Genomic DNA, 25,635 nt, shown 5'->3' with positions numbered 1-25,635 from the left:
TGTTTTGTTGGGTTCATGCTAGGCGGCATTGTTAAAGAATCAGGAATCCAACGCGGTGGCATTTGACCTATTTCCGCCGGATTGGTTATCGAATGGTTCTGGGTTAGGACGGGCAATTCCCTGAACGGAACAGGAACCTCGGTCGCTTGGCGCTAAAAAGCGTGCCAGTATCGCGAGGTGATTCGCAGCATTGGACTCTATGGCAGGCATGGACGACAACAACGATCTTTTCGGCAATCTGGACAAGCAGCCGCAACCGGTGCGCACGCCGGCGCGTCCGGCGGATCCGCTGGTGCAGGCGACCAGGCGTCCCGCCGCGACCAAGGATGGCAGCGAAGGCTATAGCGCCGCCGACATCGAGGTTCTGGAAGGGCTGGAGCCGGTGCGCCGCCGGCCAGGCATGTATATCGGCGGCACCGACGACAAGGCGATGCACCACCTGTTCGCCGAGGTCATCGACAATTCGATGGACGAGGCGGTCGCCGGCCATGCCACCTTCATCGATGTCGAGCTCTCTGCCGACGGCTATCTCGCTGTCACCGACAACGGTCGCGGCATCCCGGTCGATCCGCATCCGAAATTCAAGAAGCCGGCGCTCGAAGTGATCATGACGACGCTGCATTCGGGCGGCAAGTTCGACTCGAAGGTCTACGAGACCTCAGGCGGCCTGCATGGCGTTGGCGTCTCCGTGGTCAACGCGCTGTCGGACCATCTTGAGGTCGAGGTCGCGCGGGGCCGTCAGCTTTATCGCCAGCGCTTTTCGCGCGGCGTCCCGGTGACAGGCCTGGAGCAACTGGGCGAGGTTCACAACCGGCGCGGCACGAAAATCCGCTTCCACCCCGACGAGCAGATTTTCGGCAAGGGCGCTGCGTTCGAGCCGGCGCGGCTCTATCGCATGACGCGATCGAAAGCCTATCTGTTCGGCGGCGTCGAAATCCGCTGGACCTGCGATCCATCGCTGATCAAGGAAAAGGACCCGACTCCGGCCAAGGCCGAGTTCCATTTTCCCGGCGGCCTCAAGGACTATCTCAAGGCATCGCTTGGCGACGAGTTCCAGGTGACGCGCGAAATCTTCGCCGGCAAGAGCGACAGGCAAGGCGGCCATGGCTCGCTCGAATGGGCGGTGACCTGGTTCGGCGGCGACGGCTTCATCAATTCCTACTGCAACACCATCCCGACCGGCGAAGGCGGCACCCACGAGGCCGGCTTCCGCAACGTGTTGACGCGCGGCCTGCGCGCCTATGCCGATCTCGTCGGCAACAAGCGCGCCTCGATCGTCACCTCGGAAGACGTCATGATCTCGGCGGCAGGCATGCTGTCGGTGTTCATCCGGGAGCCCGAATTCGTCGGCCAGACCAAGGACAGGCTGGCGACGATCGAGGCAATCCGCATCGTCGAGACCGCGATCCGCGATCCGTTCGATCATTGGCTGGCCGACAATCCGCAGGAAGCCTCGAAGCTGCTCGAATGGGTGATCGCGCGCGCCGACGAGCGGGTGCGCCGGCGCCAGGAAAAAGAAGTGTCGCGCAAGAGCGCGGTGCGCAAATTGCGGCTGCCGGGCAAGCTCGCCGACTGCACGCAGAACGCTGCGGCCGGCGCCGAGCTGTTCATCGTCGAAGGGGACTCGGCCGGCGGCTCGGCCAAACAGGCACGCGACCGTGCCAGCCAGGCCGTGTTGCCCCTGCGCGGCAAGATTCTCAACGTCGCCAGCGCCGGCAATGACAAGCTTGCCGGCAACCAGCAGATTTCGGACCTGATCCAGGCGCTGGGCTGCGGCACGAGGTCGAAATATCGCGACGAGGATTTGCGCTACGACCGCGTCATCATCATGACCGACGCCGACGTCGACGGCGCCCACATCGCCTCGCTGCTGATTACCTTCTTCTACCAGGAGATGCCGGCCCTGGTGCGTGGCGGTCATCTCTATCTGGCGGTGCCGCCGCTCTACTCGATCCGGCAAGGCGGCAAGGTCGCCTATGCCCGCGACGACGCACACAAGGACGAGCTTCTGCGCACCGAGTTCACCGGGCGCGGCAAGGTCGAACTTGGCCGCTTCAAGGGCCTGGGCGAGATGATGGCCGCGCAGCTCAAGGAAACCACCATGGATCCGAGGAAGCGCACGCTGCTTCGCATCGATGTCATCGACGCCGAGGCCGCCACCAAGGACGCGGTCGACGCGCTGATGGGCACCAAGCCGGAAGCCCGCTTCCGCTTCATTCAGGAACGCGCCGAATTCGCCGAGACGGAAGTGCTGGATATCTAGCCGCCAGCCGGTCCATAACAGGCTCGACTTGCGGAGACCGGCATGTGACCTGGGCGCGGCTGAAAGGCTATTTCGAGACCAGTTTGGCCGGGCTGACGCAACCGACGCGTTCGGACTGGATTTTCTCGCTGCGCACCGTTTCGGCCGGCTTGATCGCGCTCCTAGTCGCCTATGCCCTTGAGCTCGATCACCCGCAATGGGCGATGATGACGGTGTTCATCGTCGCCCAGCCCGTCGCCGGCATGGTGCTGGCGAAAGGCTTCTACCGGCTGCTCGGCACACTTGCCGGCGGCATGGCGGCGATTGGCATCACCACGATCTTCGGCACCGGTCCGTGGGTGCTGGTGACCGTGCTTGCCGTCTGGATCGGCATCTGCACTTTCGTCTCGTCGCTGCTGCGCAACCCCGAAGCCTATGGTGCTGCCCTTGCCGGCTACACCGCGATGATCATCGGCCTGCCTGCCTTCGGACAGCCGCACCTCGTCGTCGACCTCGCGGTCGCACGCTGTGCCGAGATCGTGCTCGGCATTGTCTGCGCCGGCCTGACCAGTCGCCTGATCCTGCCCAAACTGGCCAGCGACGCCATCATTTCGCGGTTGAAGCGCTGCATCCTCGATCTTGCCACCTATGCCGGCGGCGCATTCTCTGGCGGCGATCCTGCGATCCTGTCGGGCCTGCACCGAAAGCTGGTCGCCGACATCCAGACGCTTGGCGAAATGCGCGCCTATGCCAGGCTCGAAACGGCGAGCTTCGCGCCGCGCGCCCATCCGGTCCGGCGCACCATCGGGCAACTGCTCTCGGCCCTGTCGGCGGCGCGCGCGCTGCATTCGCACGCTGCCCCGAAGAACGCCGCGCTCATTCCGGTGCGCTCGGAGTTGCAGGTCCTCGTGAGCGAACTGGCGACCAAACCCGGCGCGTTGGACGACACCGCACCATGGGTGGCCCGGCTCGACGGGATCTCGGTCAAGGCACGGCAAATGCCCGACGCCTCGGCCGATCAGGGCGACGACAGGGTCGGCACCATCACTCGGCTCACCATCGCCGCCGATTTCGCCGAGGCGCTCAAGCAGGTGCTGCGCGGCCTCGACGCCTTGCGGGCGCCTATCACGCGCCCTGCCCGGGGCAGCAGGCAGCCCGCGCTGGTCGTGCACCGCGACTACGCCGGCGCATCGCGCAACGCCGTGCGCGCTGCCCTTGCCACCTTGCTGGTCGCGGCCTTCTGGCTGACGACGAAATGGTCAGAAGCCGCAGGCACAGTCATTCTCGTTGCCGTCGTGTCGAGCCTGTTTGCCGCTCGCCCCGATCCAGTGCAAGTGTCCTGGGGTTTCTTCAAGGGAACGCTGCTGGCGCTTCCCTTTGCCTTTCTCGTTGGTCAGGTCGCGTTGCCCGCTTTGCACGGCTTCGGCTGGTTCATGCTGTTCGTGGTACCGATCCTGGTGCCCACGGCGCTGGCCATGGCCAATCCGCGCTATGTCGGCGTAGCGACGGCCTTCGCCATCAACTTCCTCGCCTTCCTCAGTCCGCACCAGGCGATGACCTACGATCCCGGGCCGTTCTTCGCTGGCTCGGCATCGATCCTGGTCGGCATCCTGCTGGCGATCGGTGTCTTCATCCTCGTGCTGCCGGCCGACCCATGGCTTGCGGCCAACCGCATCGTGCGCTCTATGCGCGAAGATCTGGCGCGGCTTTGCCTGCATGAGCGCGTGCCGAGGCGTTCGGCCTTCGAGAGCCTCGCCTACGACCGCATCAACCAGTTGATGCCGCTGGTGCAGAATGCCGGCAGGAAAGGCGATGCGGTTCTGGGCGGCAGCGTTGCCGCCGTCACCGTCGGCTTGGAGATCCTGCGGCTGCGCGACGCAAGCCAAGGCCATGCCATCCCATCCGAGACCGCGCTTTCAATCGCCAACTTTCTGAGGGGGCTGGCGCGCGAACTGCTCTTCCGCGCTCCCGGCGATCCGCAGACGTCGACCGTCGCCGTCGCCCGGCAATATGCGACGAGCATCGCGCAGCGGAACGGGACCGGCGAGATGCTGCAGATCGCGGCATCGCTGCGCATCATTGCCGCGGCGATGGAAGATTTCCCCGATTTCTTTGCGAGGGATAAAGGCTAGGCCGCAGCGATCGCAAGCGCATGACCACGAGCATTCTCACGCAGCGCATCGAGATGGATCGACTTGACCAGTGTGGCGAGATCGCTCTGCGCCGACTGTCCGCCCAATTCCTTCAGCATCAGCCAGCTGACCTCCTGAACGCCGGCGACCCGCTTGCCGTTGGCCACCTCGCGCCAGATTTTCAGCGCGCGCAAGATGATGGCATGCGTGACGGCAGCGAGGCCGGCGCTGCGAAACAGCGCCTGCAAGGCCACATCGTGCCCCCCCGCCAGCAGCGCCCTCACCCTTTGTTCGGATTGCTGGCTGAGCGCGACCAGCGCCGAGCCGAAGAAATCGACCTTGCCATGCGCGATGGTGCGGATGAGGAAGCTCGCGGTGAGATCGCCGCGCAGCCTGAGATGCTCGATCAGCGCCGCATGTTCTTCCTGGCGCGTACCTTCGATCAGCGTCACCGAAGCCTTGACGCAGGCGTCACGCGTCACGCGGTCGGCTCGCGCCGCGCCCATCAAGGCCATGACCAGCGGCGACGTTTTCAGCATCTCGCCGAGCTTGACGAGCAGCATGTGCCGGCAGTCGGCAGGCAGGCGGGCGTCCGATATCAGGGCCTCGCGCACCAGGGGCAGATGGCCGTGGCGTTCGGCCATGCGGCGAAAGCTGAGCGAGGCGATGTCGGCGCCGCTGTTGGCGAGCAACACGGCGCAGGCTTCCGCCTCGCCGATCTCGGCAATGGCCGCCGACAGTGCCATCGAGACGAACGGCCGGTCGGCGATCAACTTTTGCGTCACCTTCGGGCTGCTGGCCACGCGGTTGATCAGATCGGCATCGGTAAGCAGCGGCGAACGTGCCAGCACCACGCCGGCGACTTCCGGCTGGTCGGAGGCCAGCGCGCTGATGATCTGCAACGGCGCGTGCTGGCTCATCGACAGCGCCTCGGCCATCGCCAGCCGCACCTTCGACGAAGCGTCGTCAAGCAACAGCGTCAGCGCCGCCTCGGCGGCGCAGCGGTCCTCGAAAGGCAGGTCGGAATTGACGTAGGCTCGAGCCAGCGCATTGGCCGCGGCGGCGCGCTCCGAGACCCTGGCGGTGCAAATCCATCTCAAAAAATGCGAAACAACCATTGCCGCCTGCTTACGCCCCTTGCCAGAACGTTTCCTGGCCCCGTGCAGACGGTAGGCAGAAAAGGTTTACGAACGGTTCACCATGTTCATTAACTGGCTTGCGAGCCCTGAAGGCAGCGCCTATCAACCCACAGACGGTAGAGGAGCAGGATATGGCCGGGCTTTATTTGGAAGAGTTCGTCGTCGGCCATGTCTTCCAGCACACGCTGCGCAAGACCGTCACCGAAAGCGACAACATGTTGTTTTCGGTGATGACGCTGAACCCACAGCCGCTGCATATCGACTTCGATTTTGCCGCCAAGAGCGAATGGGGCAAGCCGCTCGTCAACTCGCTGTTCACGCTCGGGCTGATGATCGGCATCTCGGTCAACGACATCACCGTCGGCACCACCGTCGCCAATCTCGGCATGAAGGAAACGGTGTTTCCGCACCCGGTCTTCCATGGCGACACCATCCGTGTCGAAACGACGGTGATTTCGGTGCGCGAGTCCAGATCGAAACCCGACCGCGGCATCGTTGAATTCGAACATCGCGCCTACAACCAGAACGGCGATCTCGTCGCCAAATGCACCAGGCAAGCGATGATGCTGAAGAAGGCGCCCTGATGCGTTCGCTGCTGTTCGTCCCCGGTGATTCCGAGCGCAAACTGGAAAAGGGTTTTGGCGCCGGCGCCGACGTGGTCATCGTCGATCTTGAGGATTCCGTGGCGCCGCACAACAAGGCGTTGGCCCGCGAAATCGCGGCGCGCTTCATCGCCGAACGTAGGGCGCAAAACCGGGTCCGGGATCTATGTGCGGGTCAACGATCTGTCGACCGGCATGACGGATGACGATCTGACGGCTGTTGTTTCAGCCAAGCCCGACGGCATCATGCTGCCAAAATCGAACAGCGGCCAGGATGTGCAGCATCTCTCGGCAAAGCTCAGGGTTCACGAGGCCGAAAATGGTCTCGCCGACGGCGCGATCAAGATCCTTCCGATCATTACCGAAACCCCGGCAGGCGTGCTGGCGGCAGCCACCTATGCCGGGACAAGCGTACGGCTAGCCGGTCTCACCTGGGGCGCCGAGGATCTGTCGGCGGCGATCGGCGCGCGCACGGCCCGCGATGAGCGCGGCGGCTACACCGACGTGTTCCGCCTAGCCCGCACCATGACCATCCTTGCCGCGGGTGCGGCGGAGGTCGCGGCGATCGACACCGTATTCCCGAATTTTCGCGACATGGCCGCCTTCGAAGTGGAATGCGCCGAAGCCGAACGCGACGGCTTCACTGGCAAGATGGCGATCCACCCCGACCAGGTGCCCGTCATCAACGCCGCTTTCACGCCTTCGGCGGAGGCCGTGAGACAATCGGCGGCAATCGTCGCGGCGTTCGCGGCGGCGGGAAATCCCGGCGTCGTCGGCATCGACGGCAAGATGTACGACCGCCCGCATCTGCGGCTGGCCGAAAGGCTTCTGGCGCGGGCCAAGGCAGCCGGCAGTCAGTCAAGGCCGTGAGACAGGGCGATCGTCGCTGCGGGAAACCTTGGCATCGTCGTCGACCCGCGGAAACGCAGAATCACTACCAGACCAGCGGAACCAGACGGTAGCGGACTTGGGCCGCATAGTTGTCATACCCTCGCAGGCCAGTCCGAAGCGTTCTCTCTTCGATGAATATGCGGACGGCCAGGAGAGCGACGAACACGAGCACCGATGCCAGCCCCCACCAGGAGCCAAGCAGGAGCGCCGTACCGGCGAAGAAGAAAATAGCGCCGGCATACATCGGATGACGGACGTAGCTGTAGGGACCCGTGCTGATCACACGCTGTCCGCGCTCGTCCTGGATCTTCACGACGGGCGCCGCGAAACTGTTCTCCAGCATCGTAAGGTAGCAAATCCAGATTCCGAGCAGCAGGAGCAGCGCGCCGATCGCACGCACCCAAACGGGAACCGCGGACCACCCGAAACGAAAGTCGAACCCAATCAGGGCCAGCCAACCAAAGATAGCGGCCAGCAGTACGGTCAACAGGACCTTGTCGGCCGCGGTCTGGTTCTTCTGGATGGGTGGGCCTAGCCGCTCATTCATCAGCCCGGGATCGCGCCTGGCCAACGCCACACCCATGGTTAGGCTGAGCCCCACCATCACCACCAGGAACACCCACGCCCCCGGCCAGTTCAGCGTGCCAGCCGACAGGAAGAGCATGGCGCCCATGACGCCAAACCACACGAACGTCTGGAGAATCAACCTCGAGATCATGACTACCTTCCGCGATATGCCCCGCCAGCTTGGCCAAACTAGACCATCGGTCTATTATACCGACCGATGGTCTGTCGTTCAAGCGAGCGTCGATACCGCACTGGACGACAACGGCCATCGCGTGCAGAAGGTCTGGTCATGCCCCGTGTCATCAAGCATCCGGAAATCAGGCGAGAAGAACTTCTGGACCACGCCCAGGCCCTGTTCCTGACGCTTGGCTATGAAAAAGCCAGCCTCAACGAGGTCATCACAGCTGCCGGCGCGTCCAAAGGCGCTTTCTATCACTACTTCCCTTCCAAGGAGGCTCTTCTGGAAGCGCTTGCCGAGCGCTTCGCCAGACAGGCTCTGGCTGGCGTGCAAGACGTACTCGACGATCCCGGCCTCGATCCGCTCGGCCGCCTGAATGGCCTGCTTGCCCAGTCGCGGCGGGCCAAGATCGATACCGCGCCCGAAGCCTGGGCTCTTTTCGAGACGCTGTTTCGACCCGATAACCTTGTGCTTTTCTACCGTATCAATCTGGCGGCCAGCGCGTCGTTTTCGCCCTTGCTGGTCAAGATCATCAGGCAAGGTGTCGAAGACGGCACCTTCAGGACATTCGACCCGGAAGGCGTCGCCGACATCGTCATGCAGTTCGGCATGGCCACGCAGGGCGTTATCGCCAAGGCGATCGCCGGCGGCAGCGACGCCGACATGGACGTCGCGATCGAAGCCCTTGAGAATCGTGTCCGGCTCTACGAGATCGCGCTCGACCGCATACTCGGCCTCCCCGACGGAAGCATTTGCATTGGCGAGCCCGGTTACGTGCGCGCCGCCATGACAGCCAGGCGGCGAACGAATAGCGGCAAGGCGCAATGACTGCAGGGCCTGGGTGTTTAGCCCTTGTCCCAGCGAGGCCGGCGCATCGGAAACACCTCGTTGACGCTGGCATAGTCCATGTAGCCGAGACGAGCGACATTGCCAGCCTTCGTGATGTCGAACAGGCCATCCTTCAGGAAGGCATCGTCGATGTGCACGCCGACCACTTCGCCGGCGACGACGACAGCGCTCGTCGCCGATCCGTCCAGCGCCTTTGGCCGAAAGACTTCGGTCACCCGGCATTCGAGCGCGGCCGGTGCTGCCGCCACGCGCGGTGGCGCGACGAGGCGTGACGGCGCCATGGCAAGGTCTGCATAGGCGAACTCATTGACGCCGCGCGGCGCGTCGACCGACGTGCTGTTCATTTTCTCGGCGAGATCGCGGCTGACCAGATTGGCGACAAACTCGCCGGTTTCCTGCGCGAAGGTGGCGCTGTCCTTTTCGCCTTCGGAGGAAAACCAGACGATGAAGGGCCGCGTCGAAAAGGCGTTGAAGAACGAGTATGGCGCGAGATTGATCTCGCCCGCCGCGTTCAGCGTCGATATCCAGCCGATCGGACGCGGCGCCACGATCGCCTTGGAAGGATCGTGCGGCAGCCCGTGGCCCTTTGAAGGTTCGTAGAACATTCAGCCCGCCCACGGCCCCGAATAATCGGCATAGAGCTTCGCCGGATCGGGCCGGGGCCTCTCCGGCGCCGGGCCGGCGTAGGAGCCGATATGGACGAAGCCAATGACGCGCTCCTGCGGTGCCAGCCCCAGCAGCGCCCTGCCCTCGGGCACATCCGAATACCAGTTGCTGATCATATTGGTACCATAGCCCAAAGCATTGGCTGATATCATCAGGTTCATCGCCGCCATGCCGCCTGACAGGAACATCTCCCATTGCGGGATCTTTGGATTCTCCCTGGGGATCGACACCACGCCGATCACCAGCGGCGCACGCGAGAACCGCGCCAGTTCCTGGTTGCGGCGGCCTTCCGGCAACGGCCCCTCCCGTTGCTCGGCAAGCGCGGCCAGTTGTCTGCCGATCTCGACGCGGGCGTCGCCGCGATAGAGGATGAAGCGCCAGGGTTCGAGCCGGCCATGGTCGGGCACCCGCGAGGCAGCACTGATCATCGTCGCGATCTCCGCATCGCTCGGCGCCGGCTCCTTCAAATCAGGGATCGGTGCGGAGTTTCGGGTCAGCAGGAAATCGATGATCGGCGACGCCATGGGCGCATGTCTCCTAAAACACTCTGTTTTGAGTTGAAGCGCACCATCGGGAATTCGGGCGGCTCGGGCAATAGCGCGGGGCGCGCCGGACGGAAGAGTCGTATCAGTTGGACTCTTAAGCCTTGAAATTGCCACCGCCATGGGCTTCAACGCAAGGCATGTTTGAGGGGACACTGCGTCTTTTCCTGGTCTGGTTGGTCGCCTTGCTGGTCACGGCGCCGGTTTCGTTCGCCATGGCACAGAACGCGGATGGCGTTGGCAATCTCAAGCTTCCCGGAATTTCGAGCTACGCGACGCCGAAAAGCGAGAGGTCGCTGGCGACCGGAAGCGCCGGCGCCATTACCCTGTCCGCCCAATTGACCGACAAGGGCGCCGATATCACCCGCGGCATCGTCTGGCGTGTCTTCAAGCCCGAGGCCGTCAACGGCAAATTGCCGATGGTCGCCTCCGCGCATGGCGGCACCGCCGTCTTCCAGCTCGAACCCGGCAGTTACCTGGTTCATGCCTCCTATGGCCGGGCCGGCGCCACCAAGCGCATCACCGTTGTCGGCAAGGACGCCAAACGCGAAAGCCTCGTGCTCGACGCCGGCGGCCTCAAGCTCGACGCGGTCCTGTCCGGCGGGGTGCGCATTCCACCGAAGAACCTGCGCTTCTCGATCTACGAAGGCACCGCCGCGCCGAATGGCGAGCGCGCGCTGATCATACCCGATGTCGAGCCCAACAGTGTCGTGCGGCTCAACGCCGGCACCTACCATGTCGTCTCGACCTATGGCGCGGTCAACGCGGTCATCCGCTCCGACATCCGCGTCGAGGCCGGCAAGCTGACCGAAGCCACCGTCGAGCATCATGCCGCCGAGATCACGATGAAGCTGGTGCGCGAAACCGGTGGCGAGGCGATCGCCGACACGTCCTGGTCGCTGCTCAACGAATCCGGCGATCCGATCAAGGAATCCGTCGGCGCTTTCGCCTCGATGGTGCTCGCCGAGGGCGACTACACCATCATCGCCAAGAACCGCGACCGCATCTATCAGAAGGATTTTACGGTCGTTGCCGGACAGAACCAGGAAATCGAGGTTCTGGCCACCGAGGCCGCGGCGATTGATCCTGAAGAAGGTGCCGATTAACCGTCCGCCGCAGGCTTGCCGACTTCAGGCCGCCAGCTTGGTCCGTGCCGGCAGAAACGGAAGCCGGCGACGCGCCACGTTTGGCGCCAGGTCAAAGACGCCGCGATGAAGGCGGTCGAGCAATGTCTTGCGGTCGCGCAGTGGCTCCAACTCGCTCCAGCTCAGCACATCGCCGACGCGAACCTCGATCGCCTTGCCGGACAATCGCGCGAATTCGCGGATGAGCAGCGATGTGCGCAGCGTCAGCGACGCCTTGCCGACGAATTTCGCCAGGCGGCCATCGCTTTCGGCCATGTTCATCGGGCCGCTGACCAGATGGAACAGCCGGCCGTTCTGTCCGGAAAAATGCAACGGAATGACCGACGCCTTGGCATCCTGGACGAGACGGGCCGGAAACATCTTCCACGGCAGGTCGCGCGCCCGGCCAAAGCCCTTCGGCGCGGTGGCGACGCCGCCGGCCGGAAACACCACGATGGTGACTCCCTCTTTCAAAAGCCGGACCGCCTCGTGGCGCACGGCCATGTTGTTCTTCAGCGCGTCCTTGGTCTCGGAAAAGTCGATCGGCAGCGAATAGGGCTCCATCTCCCGGATCTTGAGCAGATCCTTGTGGATCATCACCCGGAACGGCCGCCCCAACTGCTCTGCCAGCGACAGCACGGCAATGCCGTCGCCGATGCCGAACGGATGGTTGGCGACGATCACCAACGGTGTATCCGGCAATTGCGCCGGCGGCCATTGATCCGCTGTCCGCACCCGGACGTCGATCAGGTCGAGCATGCGGCTGAACACGCGCTCGCCGGTCGGCACCACCTGGCGGCGCCAGAAATCATAAAGCGCGGTGTAACGGTCGCGGCCAGACAGGCCCTCGATCGAATGAATGAACCAGCGCGTCAGCGCCGGCTGGCGCGGATTGGCATAGGAAAGCTCGGGAAAGGACCGTTCGCGCAATTTCAGCTTGAGCATAAGGGCTCGTTACAAGGTTGGCGTGACAGGGATATGAAAATGGCGGTGGATCGCTCCACCGCCATGGCTTCGGAACCATGCAGATCAGGCAGCGCGCTTGCGCCTGCGGTCCGGCGTGACCGCTTCTTCGGTCAGTTGCGCGATTGCCTGGGCAAGGCCAAGCGATTCCTGGTCGCGCGAGCCCAGCCGACGCATGTTGACCGTCTGCTCCTCCGCCTCGCGCTTGCCGCAGACGAGGATGACCGGAACCTTGGCCAGCGAATGCTCGCGGACCTTGTAGTTGATCTTCTCGTTGCGCAGATCCGCCTCCGCCAACAGTCCGGCGGCCTTGAGCTTTGCCACCACCTCGGCCGCATAATCGTCGGCGTCCGAGGTGATCGTCGCGACCACCACCTGCAGCGGCGCGAACCACAGCGGGAAATGACCGGAATAGTTCTCGATCAGGATGCCGAGAAAACGCTCCATCGAACCGCAGATGGCGCGATGCACCATGACAGGCTGCTTCTTCTCCGAATCCGAGCCGATGTAGAAGGCGCCAAACCGCTCCGGCAGGTTGAAGTCGACCTGCGTCGTGCCGCACTGCCATTCGCGACCGATGGCATCCTTCAGCACATACTCGAACTTCGGCCCGTAGAAGGCGCCCTCGCCCGGGTTGATCGAGGTCTTGATGCGATTGCCGGACCGCGTCCTGATCGTCTCCAGCACGCTGCCCATGATCGCCTCGGCGTGATCCCACGCCTCGTCGGTGCCGACGCGCTTGTCCGGCCGCGTCGACAGCTTGACGCTGATCTCGTCGAAACCGAAATCGGCATAGGTCGACAGGATCAAATCGTTGATGCGCAGGCATTCCGACGCCAGCTGCTCCTCGGTACAGAAGATATGCGCATCGTCCTGCGTGAAGCCGCGCACGCGCATCAGCCCGTGCAGCGCGCCCGATGGCTCGTAGCGATGCACATTGCCGAATTCTGCAAGCTTTACGGGTAGATCGCGATAAGACTTCAACCCATGCTTGAAAATCTGCACATGGCCCGGACAGTTCATCGGCTTCAGTGCGAAGACGCGGTCGTCGTCGGTATCGTCACCGGCGACCGTCACCTTGAACATGGCGTCGCGGTACCAGCCCCAATGGCCCGAGGTCTCCCACAGGCTCTTGTCGAGCACCTGCGGCGCGTTGACCTCCTGATAGCCCTGCTCGTCGAGCCGGCGGCGCATGTAGTTGACCAGGTTCTGGAACATCTTCCAGCCCTTGGCGTGCCAGAAGACGACGCCCGGCCCCTCTTCCTGGAAATGGAACAGGTCCATCTCGCGGCCAAGTTTCCGGTGGTCGCGCTTCTCGGCCTCCTCCAGCATCGTCTGGTAGGCATCGAGTTGCGCCTGGTCGGCCCAGGCGGTGCCGTAGATGCGCGTCAGCATCGGATTGTTGCTGTCGCCGCGCCAATAGGCACCGGCAACCTTCATTAGCTTGAACGCATTGCCGATCTGCCCCGTCGAGGCCATGTGCGGCCCACGGCAAAGGTCGAACCAATCGCCTTGCGCATAGATCTTGAGGTCCTGGTCCTCGGGAATGGCGTCGATCAGTTCCAGTTTGTAGCGCTCGCCCTTGTCGGCGAACACTTTTTTCGCCTTGTCGCGCGACCAGACTTCCTTGGTGAACGGCTTGTTGCGCGCGATGATGTCGCGCATCTTCTTCTCGATCACCGGGAAATCGTCGGGCGTGAACGGCTCGTTGCGGGCGAAATCATAGTAGAAGCCGTTCTCGATCACCGGCCCGATGGTCACCTGCGTCCCCGGCCACAATTCCTGCACGGCTTCCGCCAGCACATGTGCGGTGTCGTGGCGGATGAGTTCCAGCGCGCGCGGATCGTCGCGGGTGACGATCTCGACCTTGCCGGATTTGCCCAGCGGATCACTGAGGTCGCGCACGACGCCGTCGATGCTGTAGGCGACCGCCTTCTTGGCCAGCGATTTCGAGATCGATTCGGCAAGCCCGGCACCGCTCATCGCCGCGTCATATTCGCGGACGGAGCCATCGGGAAATGTCAGGGAAACGGAATTCAGCATGTGGTTCTCCTATCCAGTCCCGCAAACGAGCGCGGGTGGTCAACTGCATGTCGTTCAGAGTGAGCAACGCTTTTGGCGACATGCATGGGGTAAAGCCGGATGCGTCCGGCGGCGGGCGGGTTTTAGAGGCAGCGCCGCGCCAGGTAAAGAGCGCTGATTGGCCTGGCCGTCAGGAAATGTCGCCAGAGATGTCGTAGGCCGGGCGTCAAGGCTTGCGAATATCGCCGGCATGTTCTGGAATCCCCGACATGGAAGACGCATCCCCCAGCCGAACCGCCCTGCGCGTAGCGCGTTTGAGGGCTCTTCATCAGATTTCACCCGAGGCTCCGCTGTTTCGCGACCCATACGCGATTGCGATCCTCGGTGAAGGTGCTCCCGGCGAGCAACAGCTTGCGCAAGAGGACACCCACAGCCAGCGTATGCGCCTGTTCGTGGCGGCGCGCGCCCGCATTGCCGAGGATTGGCTGGCGGCGGCGGTGCATCGTGGCATCCGCCAGCTCGTCGTGCTCGGTGCCGGCCTCGACACGTTTTCGCTGCGCAATCCTTATCCGGATCTCTCGGTGTTCGAGGTCGATCATCCGGCAACCCAAGCCTGGAAACGCAGGTGCATCGCCGATGCCGGCCTAGCCGAACCGCCCACCACCACATTCGTGCCGGTCAATTTCGAGCGGCAGCGTCTGCCAGAGGAGCTGGCATCGGCCGGCTTGAAGTCGACCGAACCGAGCTTCTTCATCTGGCTGGGGGTCGTGCCATACCTGACGAAAGACGCGATCTTCAGCACGCTGTCCTACATCGCCACCACTCCGGGTTCGGAGGTGGTGTTCGACTATAGCGAACCGTATGAGAATCGCGGTGCGGCAGGACGGGCCGCCCTGGCTTTCTACGCGGCGCGCGTCGCTTCTGTAGGCGAGCCGTGGATCAGCTTCTTCGTCGCTGGCGAACTGGCGAAATCACTCTCCGGTCTCGGATTCGATGAGATCGAAGATATCGAAAGCGGCGATATCGCCGCCCGTTTTTCCAGGGCACCAAGGCGAGTGCCGACCAACTCCGGCGGCCACATCATTCGTGCGCGCCGATCACCGGCAACAGCCCCTTGAACGTCCAAGCCGGGCTGAACCTCTGGTCGCACACACCATCCTGTTAAAGCGTCTTGCCGCCTCGCGGCGTCGAGGATCGGCGTACACTGCACATCCCCAAGCGGCGCCGATTGCGCGCGCAACGGAAATCCCAGCAGCCAGGCGAGCAGGAACAGGATCGCGGCAAAGATGAAGGGAAGACGGTCGATATTGCGCATTTGATGCTCGCTCCAGAGGGGGTCCGCGAGCGGCTTAGCGAGGTCTCTTGTCTCGATTTTGTCTCAAATGCGCAGTCTTTGTGCAGCTTCGCGTTAACCCTACCGGATCGTAAACAGAAAGCTTGCCAGGCTCGATCAGCCCTGCGGCTGGCCGCGCTTGTTGCCGATCCGCCAATACCGCCACGGCGCGAACCAGACGTAGCGATCCGCCAGCACCTCCGGCACGAGGTCGATGCCATGCGTCCCGAAGGGTCCACAGCGCAGCACCCGGAAAAATCCCATCCAGCCGCCGGCCCACAGGCCATGGCGGGCGATCGCCTCGTGCGCATATTCAGAACAGGTCGGCAGGTGTCGGCAGGAATTGCCGATAAAGCCTGACAGCGTCAGTTGGTACAGGCGCACGAGCGATGTGCCCAGGAGCCGGCCGGGTGTCTTGCGCCACGGGCCAGCCCAGTTGCGGCCGTGCTTTGGCGCTCCGGCAATATGCCCATGCTGGTGGCCCACCGCAGTCTCCGCTCCAGAGCATGATCCCGAAAGTCGGAACCGGTTTCCTCGGACAAACGGAAACCGTTTGTCCAGAGATCATGCTCGATACAATCGCGTTCCCACCCGATAGATGTGGGCTCCGGCTGGAGAAGGCAATCCCTTCTGCACCTCGCCATGCCATCAGGGTCGGGAACGGCGAAACGGCTCCCGGCCGGCCGAGGGCGCCCACCGATCGGGACTGACCGGCTCTTCGCGGCGCTTTGCATGCCGTCTGTCGTCACGCCATTGAAACGTTACGATCCGCATGACATCGCCGAAGATGCTCAGGATCTGGATCATGACCGTGTCTCCTTTGACACGGATTAGACCGCCGCTGGCCTTCGCCTTCAAACGAGTATAATTTCCACTTCGGATAATCTAAGGTTATGCGAATGAAGCGCGGACGCCTGCCGCTGACGGCACTGAGGAGCTTCGAGGCGGCGGGCCGGCATCTGAGCTTCAGCAAGGCCGCCGAGGAGCTTTTCGTCTCGCAGGCGGCGATCAGCCGGCAGATAAGAGAACTAGAGGTTCTGATCGGCAGGCCGCTGTTCGAGCGGCTTCATCGCAGGGTTGAACTGACGGAAACAGGGCAAACTCTCCTAACTCAGTTAACCACCAGCTTTGACGACATCGATCGCCAGCTATCACAGGTTCTCAGCAAGCCGGCTCAGAGCCCGTTGCGGGTCAGCGTCGAACCGTCCTTTGCTGGCGAATTTCTGATACAGCGACTGAATTCGTTTCAGCAGCGCCACCCGGAGATCGACATTTCAGTCGACGCGGACTCACGGCTCATAGAGTTTCGCGGACACGAAGCAGAGATCGCGATTCGATACGGAGCCAATGCCCGGTCTTGGCCGCGCACACAAGCGCGGCATCTGGTCGACGTTTTGGTCACCCCGGTCCTGGCAAAGGAGTTGCTCTCGTCGGGCGTCCCTCTGACATCGCCGGCCGACCTGCGGCACTATACCTTGCTCCATGACTACAATCGCGATGGCTGGGCGACATGGTTTCAGGCATTGGGCCTTCCAGATCTCGCCCAGCAGAGAGGACCACTTTATACCGACGCAGCGCTTGCCATGCAGGCCGCGAAACTCGGGCACGGCGTCGCTTTGGGCGACCGCATCCTGAACGGCGCAGACCTTCGGGCCGGTCTCTTGGTTCGTCCATTTGAGATGGAAATCCCTTATGGCGCGTATTGGCTTGTCGCGCCTGATTTCCAGCGCCTCAGCCGACAGGCGGAGATATTTGCGGACTGGCTTGTCGAAGAGCTCCGCGGGACCGAGGGATAGCGAAATCTAGGCCGCTTCTTCGGCGCGCTTCTTCTCGATCTGGCCGATCGCGTCGACCACTGCGTCGAAGGTCAGCATGGTCGAGGCATGCCGCGCCTTGTAGTCGCGCACCGGTTCCAGATATTTCAGGTCCGCGAAGCGGCCGTCAGGCGGGGCGCCATTTTCCTTCAGCATCTTCAGCATAGTGTCGCGCACCGCGCGCAATTCCTCGGCACTCGCGCCGACGACATGCTGCGCCATGATCGAGGATGACGCCTGGCCGAGCGCGCAGGCCTTCACGTCGTGGGCGAAGTCGGTGACGACGCCGTCCTCCATCGTGAGGTCGACGGTGACTGTCGAGCCGCACAGCTTGGAATGCGCCTTTGCGGTCGCGTCAGGATGGTCGAGGCGGCCGATGCGGGCGATGTTTCCGGCAAAACCGAGAATTTTCGCATTGTAGACATCGTTGATCATTATTTTCCAATCCGTCGCCGCCAAGCGAACAGCGATTGCCGCTGTCGTGTCTTCCTTTCGCGCGTCATGACCTTATATAATGCTGGCAGTCCGGTATCGACAAGACAACGAAAGCCAGTGTCCTTGCCGGGAAGTTCACGCCACTTACGGGCTGGAAACCGGGCAAGTTTCCGACACCGAAAGGTCGTGGTCCGTTCAACTCGTTCCTCCGCCGAGAGGGACTACGGGAGACGCCTTTATGGATGCCGTCATCAAGAAGCTCATGCCCCAGTCAGCCTATATGGAGAAGCCGGTCACCGACCGGCCGAGCGAAGCCGAAGTCGAGGCCGCCGTGCACACGCTTTTGCGCTGGACCGGCGACAATCCGGACCGCGAAGGGCTGGTCGACACGCCGAAGCGGGTGGCCAAGGCCTTCCGCGAAATGTTCGGCGGCTACGACATGTGCCCGTCGGAAGAGCTCGGCCGCACCTTCGAGGAGGTCGCCGGCTATGACGACCTGGTCATCGTCAAGGACATCCAGTTCCACTCGCATTGCGAACACCACATGGTGCCGATCATCGGCAAGGCGCATGTCGGCTACCTGCCGGACGGCAAGGTCGTCGGCCTGTCGAAGATCGCGCGCGTGGTCGATATCTTTGCCCACCGCCTGCAGACCCAGGAGGCGCTGACGGCGCAGATCGCCGGCGTCATCCAGGATGTGCTCAATCCGCGCGGCGTCGCCGTCATGATCGAGGCCGAGCACATGTGCATGGCCATGCGCGGCATCCGCAAGCAGGGCTCAACCACCCTCACCTCGACCTTCACCGGCGTCTTCAAGGACACGCCCGAAGAGCAGGTTCGTTTCGTCACAATGGTGCGCGGCGGCGGGCTGTAAACCCCTAGCCAATATCGCTAGATAAGGACCGGCGATGTCGGCACTGGAATTTCCGAAAGCTCCGTCGGACAAGAAAGCGTTGGAGGAAGGCGCGGTGTTTTCACCGCGCTTCGACGCGACCGGTCTCGTCACGGTCGTCGTCACCGATGCCGAAGACGGCGTGCTGCTGATGGTTGCGCACATGAATGCGCAAGCGCTGGCGCTGACGTTGGAGACCGGCATCGCCCACTACTGGTCGCGCTCGCGCAACGCGCTGTGGAAGAAGGGCGAAACCTCCGGCAATTTTCAGCATGTCGTCGAGATGCGCACCGATTGCGATCAGGATGCATTGTGGCTGCGCGTCAAAGTGTTGGGCCACGACGCAACCTGTCACACGGGCCGACGTTCATGCTTTTATCGGACGGTGGGGCTGGTCGACGGCAAGGGGACGCTTGTTGACGACGGCAGTAAGCCGCTGTTCGATACGGAAACCACGTATCGGAAACCATCAGCTTGAACCTTCTGCCTGATCCAAGTCACATAGATTCACCATTTCGATACGGCCCGCCTTTATATTAGCCGTGGGACAAGGGAGATCATGATGCTCGAGTGGGCGTCATTGCGTAACAAACCGGATGTCAGGGAGGCCAATGGCCTGTCCTCGTCGGGCGGCGCATCCGAAACAAAACCACCAAGGAAGACCGGTATTTCGCTCGCTTTGGGCGGCGGCTGCGCGAGAGGCTGGGCGCATATCGGCGTGCTGCGCGCGCTCGATGAAGCCGGCATCGAAGTCTCGATGATCGCCGGCACGTCGATCGGCGCGCTGGTCGGCGGCTGCTATCTCTCAGGCAAACTGAACGAATTGGAAGAATTCGCCCGCAGCCTGACCAAGCGACGCATTTTTGGCCTGCTCGATCTCAACCTGCGCGGCAGCGGCCTGTTCGGCGGCATGAAGCTCGACGCCCGGCTGCGCGAGCACATGGCCGGCATTCGTTTCGAGGACCTGGCCAAACCGTTCGTCGCAGTCACCTCCGAAATCCGCACCGGCCACGAAATCTGGCTGTCGAGCGGCTCATTGATCACAGCCATGCGCGCCTCTTATGCGCTGCCCGGCGTGTTCGAGCCGGTGAATTGCAACGGCCGCGTCTTGGTCGACGGAGCGCTGGTCAACCCGGTGCCGGTTTCGGTCTGCCGCGCCTATGAGCAGCCGCTCGTGGTGGCGGTCAATCTTCATTATGACCTGTTCGGCCGCGCCGCCGTCATCAAGCACAGCGCCGGCGAATTGGTGGTCGAAAAGGATGCGCCGCGTCCCGGCCGGGTCGATGCCGAGCACCAGTCGCATCAGACGCGACTCGGCATAACCGGCGTCATGGTCGAGGCCTTCAACATCATCCAGGACCGCATCTCGCGCGCCAGGCTTGCCGGCGATCCGCCCGACATGTCGCTGCAGCCGAAGCTCAGCCATATCGGCCTGACCGAATTCCACCGCGCCGACGAGGCGATCAGCCTCGGCTATCAGGCAACGATGGCGCAGATCGGCGAACTGACACGGCTGCAGTCCGTTCTCGCCTGATGCAGGTCTCCCAAGGCAGAGAAACAGGCGCTTGAAGCGCGCCGACCAACGCGAATGGCGCCGGGCGAATTTCGGAAGCAAATACGATCCTAGGCCGCCCCATGGTGACCTTACGCACGCGCCGCGTCGATGATGCGGAACTGCACCGTGCGGTTACCGTTCCAGTAATTGCCCGACAGCGAGCCGGCGACATGCACCGTCTTGCCCCGGTTCTTGAACAGGAACTCGCCAAGTGCGGTATCGACGGCGCGAAAGGCGATCGCCTGGATGCGGCCGCCGCTTTCCGACTGCAGCTCGACGCGGATGTGGTTGGTGCCAACCGGCCGCGCATCGGCCAGTCGGTGACGCGGCAGCACGAAAACCGGGGCAGCGTGCCCCGCGCCGAACGGTCCGGCTTTCTCCAGCGCGTCGAGAAGGCCGAGTGTCGCGCCTTCGGCGGCAAGCGCCCCATCGATCGCCAGGCTTTCCTCGCCTTGCAGGCGGAACACATCGGCCGCCGCCCGCTCTTCGAAAAACGCCCTGAGATCGCCTAGCTTCGCCCGTTCCACGGTGATGCCGGCCGCCATGCCGTGGCCGCCGCCCTTGATGATCAGCCCGGCATCGGCCGCCTCGCGCACCAGCCGGCCGAGGTCGAAGCCCGATACGGAGCGGCCCGAGCCGGTACCGGTGCCGCTGGCATTGAAGGCGATGGCGAAGGCAGGCCGGCGCGCATGGTCCTTCAGCCGTGAAGCAAGCAGGCCGACAATGCCCGGGTGCCAGTTGTTGCTGGCGGTGACGACGATGGCAGGGCCGTTGCCGCCGGCAAGCTCGGCGTCGGCCTCGGCGCGTGCCGCCGCCAGCATCTCCTGCTCCATCTGCTGCCGTTCCTGGTTTAGCCGGTCGAGCGTCTCGGCAATGGTGCGGGCCTCGACCGGATCGTCGGTGGCAAGCAGGCGACTGCCAAGTGCGGCATCGCCGATCCGTCCGCCGGCATTGATGCGCGGGCCGATCAGATAGGCGAGATGGAAGGTGCTGATCGGCTCGCCGATGCGCGACACCCGTGCCAGCGCGGCCAGCCCTTCGTTCTTCTGCTGGCGCGCCATCTGCAGTCCCTTGACCACGAAAGCGCGGTTGACGCCGGTCAGCGGCACCACGTCACAGACGGTGGCAAGTGCGGCGAGATCGAGCAGGGAAAGCAGGTCCGGTGGCGTGGCATCGACTATCCGCCCGCGCAGGATCTTGGCTGTCTGCACAAGGGCGAGGAAGACCACACCGGCGGCGCAGAGATGGCCCTGCCCCGAAAGGTCGTCGTCGCGGTTGGGATTGACGACGGCAATTGCCGCCGGCAAGGCACCACCGACCTGATGGTGGTCGAGCACGACGACATCGGCGCCGGCTGCATTGGCGGCGTCGATGGAAACGGCGCTGTTGGTACCGCAATCGACAGTGACGATCAGCGTCGCGCCGCGCGAAACCAATTCGCGCATGGCATCCGGATTGGGACCATAGCCTTCGAAAATACGGTCAGGGATGTAGATCTCCGACGGCACCGAGAAATGCGCCAGGAACCGTTTCAGCAAGGCCGACGAGGCAGCGCCGTCGACATCATAGTCGCCGAAGATCGCCACCTTTTCCCTGGCCATCACCGCGGCGGCGATGCGGGCCGCCGCTTTGTCCATGTCGGTCAGCGACGCCGGGTCCGGCAGCAGGTCACGGATCGTCGGGTCAAGAAACCGCTCGGTCTGCTCGGCGGTGACGCCGCGACCGGCAAGCACCCGCGCGACGATGTCGGGTACGCCATGGCCTTGCGCGATGGCGAGCGCGACCATGTCCTGCCGCTCGGTCAGCCGGTGCTCCCAGGAAACCCCGGTAGCCGACTGCCTGACATCGAGGAAGAGGCGTTTGTCGCCGGTCATGCGGTTTGCCAACTCATGGTTGGCCGCAGGATAGTGTATGTCGCCCAAAAGTGTGCAGCGGTTTTGGGACAACGACATGCACAAGCAACAAGCTAAGGCAGGCAAAGCCAAGCGGTTCGCGGTGATGCACCGTCGCGGGAGATATCAAGAAAACTACGCTTTCCGCTTTTCAGCCTGACGCCGAAGCCATTCGTCGGCCGCATCGCCCATGGTCTTTTCCGCACCGTCCTTGAGCCAGGCCATGAATGGCCGGTCGAACCTGAACCCATCGCCACATTCGCGGGTGAAAAAGCGTCGCACGTTCTGCGTGTTGCGATAGGACTTCGTGACGGCGGTGGCACGCGAAATCGCATCCGCGTGCCAGTCGAACGGTTTCATCGTCAAATCCTTGCAGCCAGCATCATCCAATGTAGCCACAGGGCTAACAACTGCAATGCTGGTCCGCAAGCACCCAGGCCGACAACGGAAAGAAACCTAGAACTTGTCCAGATCCTGGTGCCTGGCCTTGATCTCGCGCACCGTCCGCGACGACGAGCGCAGCACGATCGTGTGGGTGGTGATGGTGTTGCGGCCGAACTTGACGCCGGCCAGCATGTTGCCGTCGGTGACACCGGTGGCCGCGAACAGCACGTCGCCGCGCGCCATGTCTTCTGTCCGATAGACCCGTTTCGGATCGGAAATACCCATCTTGGCGGCGCGTGCCACCTTTTCCGGCGTGTCGAGGATCAGCCGGCCCTGCATCTGGCCGCCGGTGCAGCGCAACGCCGCCGCTGCCAGCACGCCCTCCGGAGCACCGCCGGTGCCGAGATAGATGTCGATGCCGGTTTCCTCTGGATCGGTCGTGTGGATGACGCCGGCGACATCGCCGTCGCCGATCAGCCGGATCGCGGCACCCGTGGCGCGCACGGCGTCGATCAGCTTGGTGTGGCGTGGCCGGTCGAGGATACAGGCGGTGATATCAGACACCGCGACGCCCTTGGCGCGGGCAAGGCTGGCGATGTTGTCGGCCGGCGAGGCATCGATGTCGATGACGCCGTCGGCATAGCCCGGGCCGATGGCGATCTTGTCCATGTAGACGTCGGGCGCGAACAGCAGGCTGCCTTTCTCGGCGATCGCGATGACGGCGAGCGCATTGGGCAGGTTCTTGGCGCAGATCGTCGTGCCTTCGAGCGGATCGAGCGCTATGTCGACCGCCGGGCCTTTGCCTGAGCCGACTTCCTCGCCGATATAGAGCATCGGCGCCTCGTCCCGCTCGCCGTCGCCGATCACCACCGTGCCCTTGATGGCAAGCCGGTTGAGCTCCTGGCGCATGGCATCGACGGCGACCTGGTCGGCCGCCTTTTCGTCGCCGCGCCCGCGCAGCCTGGCGGCCGCGACGGCGGCCCGTTCGGTGACGCGCACCAGCTCCATGGTGAGTATCCGGTCAAGGCCGGCGACAATGTTGTGGGCCACATTCATCTGGCAATTTTCCTCGTTGATATGCGGCCTCCCGCCGGAGGCGCGTCTCTTTTGTCAAACGAGCATGACAACGGCAAGACCTCTCGGGAGTTTTATCGAATAGCCAGCAATATCAATCGATTAAACCGCATTCTTGAAACGAGGTCGGCCCGGTCGCAAAGAACCGGACCGGCTTGTAAAGCGGAAAATCGCGCCGCTGCGGCGCAAAGCAATTCCAGGAAAAGTGTGCAACGGTTTTCCGTCCGGAATTGCGTCAAAACAAAGAGATAGAGCGGTTCTGCGTTTCCGTGAAACGATGAACCGCTCTAGAAAACCGCAAGGTATTTGAGCAATGAAATGATGCCGATGATGAGGACGATGATCTGGGCGATCTGTCTCATCCGGGCGTCCAGCGGCAGGCGCTGAACCAGATAGAGAACGAGGATAATGACGAGGAACGTGATCAGGATGCTGATCAACATCGACGAAGCCATGGTGCCCTCCTGGCAATGATGTGCTGAAACAAGGACTGTGCCGGCAAAGCCGGCTTCGGCACGACGCGATTAATACCAGCGGCGCGAGTTGTCGTTCATCGACTGGCCAATGGCGAGGCCGGCCAGAAAGCCGAGCAGGCCGATCACGCCGATCACGGCCGTCGTCGTACCGGGATTTTCGCGCGCGACGTCCGACACCGCCTGCGCCTGGCTGCGCAACTGCTGTGCGGTTCGCGACGCGCGGGCCGCGGCTGTATCGTACAAATCCGAAGCCTGCTCGCTGGCATCGTCGAGCAGTTCCGCGCTCCGCGCCGAAATGCTCTTGTTGATCTTGGTGATCTCCTTGCGCAGTTCGGCGATCTGCTTTTCCAGCGTCTTCTGGATGTCGTCGATGTGGGGGCTGTCGGACTTGTTGGTATCGGCCATGAAGCGGTTCCTTTGGTTGCTGACCAAGAGAACGGCGCCAAGGCGAATTCGTTCCGGTCGATCGGGGCGGCTTGCCATCGGATCGACGCACAATGCCGGCGGGATTCCTGTCCCGCGGCGACCAGAAGATGGGAAGCTACCCTGCCCGCTCGATGCGGATGACCTGCGGCTTGTCGGTCAGATGGCCATCCTTGGTGATGCCGTCGACGGCCTTGCGCACGGCGGCCTCGGTCGTCTCGTGCGTCACCAGGATCACCGTCTTCTGCTCCGCCGCCTCGCCGTTGACCGCGTGCTGGACGATCGATTCCAGCGAAATGTCGTTGTCGGCCATGCGCTTGGCGATCGCGGCAAAGACGCCGATGCGGTCATGCACGGTCAGCCGGATGAAGTAGCCGCCGGCATGGCTGCGCATCTGCGCCTTCTTGTAGGGTTTCAGTTCCTTCGCTGGCCGGCCGAAGACCGGACCGTGCTGGAAGCCGGGCCGGCTCTTGGCGATGTCGGCAATGTCGCCGATCACCGCCGAGGCGGTGGCGTTGCCGCCGGCGCCGGGACCGGAAAGCAGCAGTTCGCCCAATATGTCGGTCTCGATCGCCACCGCATTGGTGACGCCGTGCACCTGTGCGATGACCGAGGCGGTCGGCACCATGGTCGGGTGCACGCGCTGCTCGATGCCGCTGTCGGTGAGTTGGGCAACGCCCAGCAGCTTGATCCGGTAGCCGAGATCGCCGGCCGCACGGATATCGGCCTGGGTGATGTTGGAAATGCCTTCCATATAGATGTCGTTGGCGGCGATTTTCGTGCCGAAGGCGAGGCTGGTCAGGATCGACAGCTTGTGCGCGGTGTCGTGGCCCTCGATGTCGAAGGTCGGATCGGCCTCGGCATAGCCGAGCCGCTGGGCGTCCTTCAGGCAGGCATCGAACGAGATGCCCTCCGCCTCCATGCGGGTCAGGATGTAGTTGCAGGTGCCATTGAGGATGCCGAACACACGGGTGACCGAATTGCCGGCCATCGCCTCGCGCATGGTCTTGATGACGGGAATGCCGCCCGCCACCGCCGCCTCGTAGTTGAGGAGCACGCCGCGCTTCTCGGCGATCTCGGCCAGCGCCACGCCATGCTTGGCCAGCAGCGCCTTGTTGGCGGTGACGACATGATGGCTGGCTTCGAGTGCCGCCTTCACCGACGACCGCGCCGGCCCCTCGTCGCCGCCGATCAGTTCTACGAACACGTCGATATCGGCTGTCTGCGCCATCTTGACCGGATCGTCGAACCACTTTGCCGAGCTGACATCGATGCCGCGATCGCGTTTCTGGTCACGCGCCGAAACCGCGGTGACAACGATGTCGCGCCCGCATTGCCGGGTCAGTTCCGCCGCCTTGTCGCGCAGCACGCGCGCCACAGACGCGCCAACCGTGCCAAGACCGGCAATTCCAACACGCAATGCTTCAGCCATGGCCGGCG

Annotated in this window: 25 protein-coding genes and 2 pseudogenes; 11 read left to right on the top strand and 16 right to left on the bottom strand. The window is 63.2% G+C overall.

Annotation, left to right across the window (positions count from 1 at the left end):
* The first annotated feature begins 208 nt into the window (after positions 1 to 208).
* Together parE and HNQ71_RS17725 are read left to right on the top strand one after the other, a co-directional pair.
* Entirely contained in the window at positions 209 to 2,263 is a 2,055-nt protein-coding gene (gene parE / locus HNQ71_RS17730) for a DNA topoisomerase IV subunit B (protein ID WP_184873854.1), read from the top strand.
* 44 nt (positions 2,264 to 2,307) lie between these two features.
* Complete coding sequence (locus HNQ71_RS17725; protein ID WP_184873852.1) at positions 2,308 to 4,374, top strand: FUSC family protein; 2,067 nt, start codon at positions 2,308 to 2,310, stop codon at positions 4,372 to 4,374.
* Here HNQ71_RS17725 and HNQ71_RS17720 read toward each other — a convergent pair.
* The gene (locus tag HNQ71_RS17720; protein WP_184873850.1) at positions 4,371 to 5,492 is read right to left on the bottom strand and encodes a DUF2336 domain-containing protein; all 1,122 of its coding nucleotides are present in this window, start codon (positions 5,490 to 5,492) and stop codon (positions 4,371 to 4,373) included. The two genes, HNQ71_RS17725 and HNQ71_RS17720, sit on opposite strands and share 4 nt — an antisense overlap.
* A 152-nt stretch (positions 5,493 to 5,644) precedes the next feature.
* Between HNQ71_RS17720 and HNQ71_RS17715 the strand changes: the two genes are divergently transcribed.
* Entirely contained in the window at positions 5,645 to 6,097 is a 453-nt protein-coding gene (locus HNQ71_RS17715) for a MaoC family dehydratase (RefSeq protein WP_184873848.1), read from the top strand.
* Positions 6,097 to 6,985: pseudogene (locus tag HNQ71_RS17710) on the top strand (HpcH/HpaI aldolase/citrate lyase family protein). Before HNQ71_RS17715 ends, HNQ71_RS17710 begins: the two are co-directional and overlap by 1 nt.
* A gap of 64 nt (positions 6,986 to 7,049) precedes the next feature.
* On the opposite strand, the gene HNQ71_RS17705 reads toward HNQ71_RS17710, so the two are convergent.
* Positions 7,050 to 7,724 (bottom strand): methyltransferase family protein, encoded by a 675-nt coding sequence (locus tag HNQ71_RS17705; RefSeq protein WP_184873847.1) that lies wholly within the window; start codon positions 7,722 to 7,724, stop codon positions 7,050 to 7,052.
* A 138-nt stretch (positions 7,725 to 7,862) separates the two neighbouring features.
* Here HNQ71_RS17705 and HNQ71_RS17700 point away from each other — a divergent pair, with 138 nt between their 5' ends.
* Positions 7,863 to 8,579 (top strand): TetR/AcrR family transcriptional regulator, encoded by a 717-nt coding sequence (locus tag HNQ71_RS17700; RefSeq protein WP_184873845.1) that lies wholly within the window; start codon positions 7,863 to 7,865, stop codon positions 8,577 to 8,579.
* A 17-nt stretch (positions 8,580 to 8,596) separates the two neighbouring features.
* Here the strand turns inward: HNQ71_RS17700 and HNQ71_RS17695 are convergent, their stop codons facing one another.
* On the bottom strand, positions 8,597 to 9,205 hold the full coding sequence (locus HNQ71_RS17695) for a flavin reductase family protein (protein WP_184873843.1): 609 nt from the start codon (positions 9,203 to 9,205) through the stop codon (positions 8,597 to 8,599).
* Positions 9,206 to 9,790, bottom strand: coding sequence for a nitroreductase family protein (locus HNQ71_RS17690; protein WP_184873842.1), 585 nt, complete (start codon positions 9,788 to 9,790; stop codon positions 9,206 to 9,208).
* A 158-nt stretch (positions 9,791 to 9,948) separates the two neighbouring features.
* On the opposite strand from HNQ71_RS17690, the gene HNQ71_RS17685 reads away from it, so the two are divergent.
* Positions 9,949 to 10,914, top strand: coding sequence for a hypothetical protein (locus HNQ71_RS17685; protein ID WP_184873841.1), 966 nt, complete (start codon positions 9,949 to 9,951; stop codon positions 10,912 to 10,914).
* A 24-nt stretch (positions 10,915 to 10,938) separates the two neighbouring features.
* Here the strand turns inward: HNQ71_RS17685 and HNQ71_RS17680 are convergent, their stop codons facing one another.
* Complete coding sequence (locus HNQ71_RS17680) at positions 10,939 to 11,877, bottom strand: lysophospholipid acyltransferase family protein (protein ID WP_184873840.1); 939 nt, start codon at positions 11,875 to 11,877, stop codon at positions 10,939 to 10,941.
* 84 nt (positions 11,878 to 11,961) lie between these two features.
* Complete coding sequence (thrS, locus tag HNQ71_RS17675; protein WP_184873838.1) at positions 11,962 to 13,938, bottom strand: threonine--tRNA ligase; 1,977 nt, start codon at positions 13,936 to 13,938, stop codon at positions 11,962 to 11,964.
* A 248-nt stretch (positions 13,939 to 14,186) separates the two neighbouring features.
* Here thrS and HNQ71_RS17670 point away from each other — a divergent pair, with 248 nt between their 5' ends.
* A complete protein-coding gene (locus HNQ71_RS17670) occupies positions 14,187 to 15,035 on the top strand; it encodes an SAM-dependent methyltransferase (protein ID WP_184873836.1) in 849 nt (282 codons plus the stop codon).
* Here HNQ71_RS17670 and HNQ71_RS35685 read toward each other — a convergent pair.
* The 3 genes and pseudogenes from HNQ71_RS35685 to HNQ71_RS17660 all read right to left on the bottom strand — a co-directional run.
* Positions 15,010 to 15,232, bottom strand: a pseudogene (locus tag HNQ71_RS35685) (class D beta-lactamase); the annotation flags it as partial. The gene HNQ71_RS17670 and the pseudogene HNQ71_RS35685 overlap by 26 nt on opposite strands.
* Positions 15,233 to 15,367: 135 nt before the next feature.
* Positions 15,368 to 15,736 (bottom strand): membrane protein insertion efficiency factor YidD, encoded by a 369-nt coding sequence (gene yidD, locus HNQ71_RS17665; RefSeq protein ID WP_184873834.1) that lies wholly within the window; start codon positions 15,734 to 15,736, stop codon positions 15,368 to 15,370.
* Between the two features lie 162 nt (positions 15,737 to 15,898).
* Positions 15,899 to 16,057 (bottom strand): hypothetical protein, encoded by a 159-nt coding sequence (locus tag HNQ71_RS17660; RefSeq protein ID WP_184873832.1) that lies wholly within the window; start codon positions 16,055 to 16,057, stop codon positions 15,899 to 15,901.
* Positions 16,058 to 16,149: 92 nt separating this feature from the next.
* On the opposite strand from HNQ71_RS17660, the gene HNQ71_RS17655 reads away from it, so the two are divergent.
* Positions 16,150 to 17,046 (top strand): LysR substrate-binding domain-containing protein, encoded by an 897-nt coding sequence (locus HNQ71_RS17655; protein ID WP_184873830.1) that lies wholly within the window; start codon positions 16,150 to 16,152, stop codon positions 17,044 to 17,046.
* Between the two features lie 6 nt (positions 17,047 to 17,052).
* Here the strand turns inward: HNQ71_RS17655 and HNQ71_RS17650 are convergent, their stop codons facing one another.
* Positions 17,053 to 17,499 (bottom strand): iron-sulfur cluster assembly scaffold protein, encoded by a 447-nt coding sequence (locus HNQ71_RS17650; RefSeq protein WP_095087848.1) that lies wholly within the window; start codon positions 17,497 to 17,499, stop codon positions 17,053 to 17,055.
* A 238-nt stretch (positions 17,500 to 17,737) separates the two neighbouring features.
* Here HNQ71_RS17650 and folE point away from each other — a divergent pair, with 238 nt between their 5' ends.
* From folE to HNQ71_RS17635, 3 genes are all read left to right on the top strand, one after another.
* Entirely contained in the window at positions 17,738 to 18,373 is a 636-nt protein-coding gene (folE, locus tag HNQ71_RS17645) for a GTP cyclohydrolase I FolE (protein WP_095087846.1), read from the top strand.
* A 34-nt stretch (positions 18,374 to 18,407) separates the two neighbouring features.
* Complete coding sequence (gene hisI, locus HNQ71_RS17640) at positions 18,408 to 18,869, top strand: phosphoribosyl-AMP cyclohydrolase (protein ID WP_184873827.1); 462 nt, start codon at positions 18,408 to 18,410, stop codon at positions 18,867 to 18,869.
* Positions 18,870 to 18,950: 81 nt separating this feature from the next.
* Complete coding sequence (locus HNQ71_RS17635; protein WP_425492238.1) at positions 18,951 to 19,925, top strand: patatin family protein; 975 nt, start codon at positions 18,951 to 18,953, stop codon at positions 19,923 to 19,925.
* A 110-nt stretch (positions 19,926 to 20,035) separates the two neighbouring features.
* On the opposite strand, the gene recJ is transcribed toward HNQ71_RS17635, so the two are convergent.
* The 6 genes from recJ to HNQ71_RS17605 form a co-directional block, all read right to left on the bottom strand.
* A complete protein-coding gene (gene recJ / locus HNQ71_RS17630) occupies positions 20,036 to 21,820 on the bottom strand; it encodes a single-stranded-DNA-specific exonuclease RecJ (RefSeq protein WP_184873825.1) in 1,785 nt (594 codons plus the stop codon).
* Between the two features lie 153 nt (positions 21,821 to 21,973).
* On the bottom strand, positions 21,974 to 22,198 hold the full coding sequence (locus HNQ71_RS17625; RefSeq protein ID WP_184873822.1) for a DUF6434 domain-containing protein: 225 nt from the start codon (positions 22,196 to 22,198) through the stop codon (positions 21,974 to 21,976).
* 96 nt (positions 22,199 to 22,294) lie between these two features.
* Positions 22,295 to 23,278, bottom strand: a complete 984-nt coding sequence (gene glpX / locus HNQ71_RS17620; RefSeq protein ID WP_184873820.1) for a class II fructose-bisphosphatase — start codon at positions 23,276 to 23,278, stop codon at positions 22,295 to 22,297.
* 305 nt (positions 23,279 to 23,583) lie between these two features.
* Positions 23,584 to 23,751: a Thivi_2564 family membrane protein gene (locus HNQ71_RS17615; protein WP_184873818.1), complete on the bottom strand. Its 168-nt coding sequence runs from the start codon at positions 23,749 to 23,751 to the stop codon at positions 23,584 to 23,586.
* Positions 23,752 to 23,820: 69 nt separating this feature from the next.
* On the bottom strand, positions 23,821 to 24,177 hold the full coding sequence (locus HNQ71_RS17610; protein ID WP_184873816.1) for a hypothetical protein: 357 nt from the start codon (positions 24,175 to 24,177) through the stop codon (positions 23,821 to 23,823).
* Between the two features lie 136 nt (positions 24,178 to 24,313).
* On the bottom strand, positions 24,314 to 25,627 hold the full coding sequence (locus HNQ71_RS17605) for a homoserine dehydrogenase (protein WP_184873815.1): 1,314 nt from the start codon (positions 25,625 to 25,627) through the stop codon (positions 24,314 to 24,316).
* Positions 25,628 to 25,635 lie beyond the last annotated feature (8 nt).

Origin of the sequence: Mesorhizobium sangaii, assembly GCF_014207355.1 — a bacterium.
GTDB classification, from domain to species: Bacteria; Pseudomonadota; Alphaproteobacteria; order Rhizobiales; family Rhizobiaceae; genus Mesorhizobium; species Mesorhizobium sangaii.
Note: the sequence above shows the minus strand (reverse complement) of the source record. Positions and strands in the feature narration are given on the sequence as shown.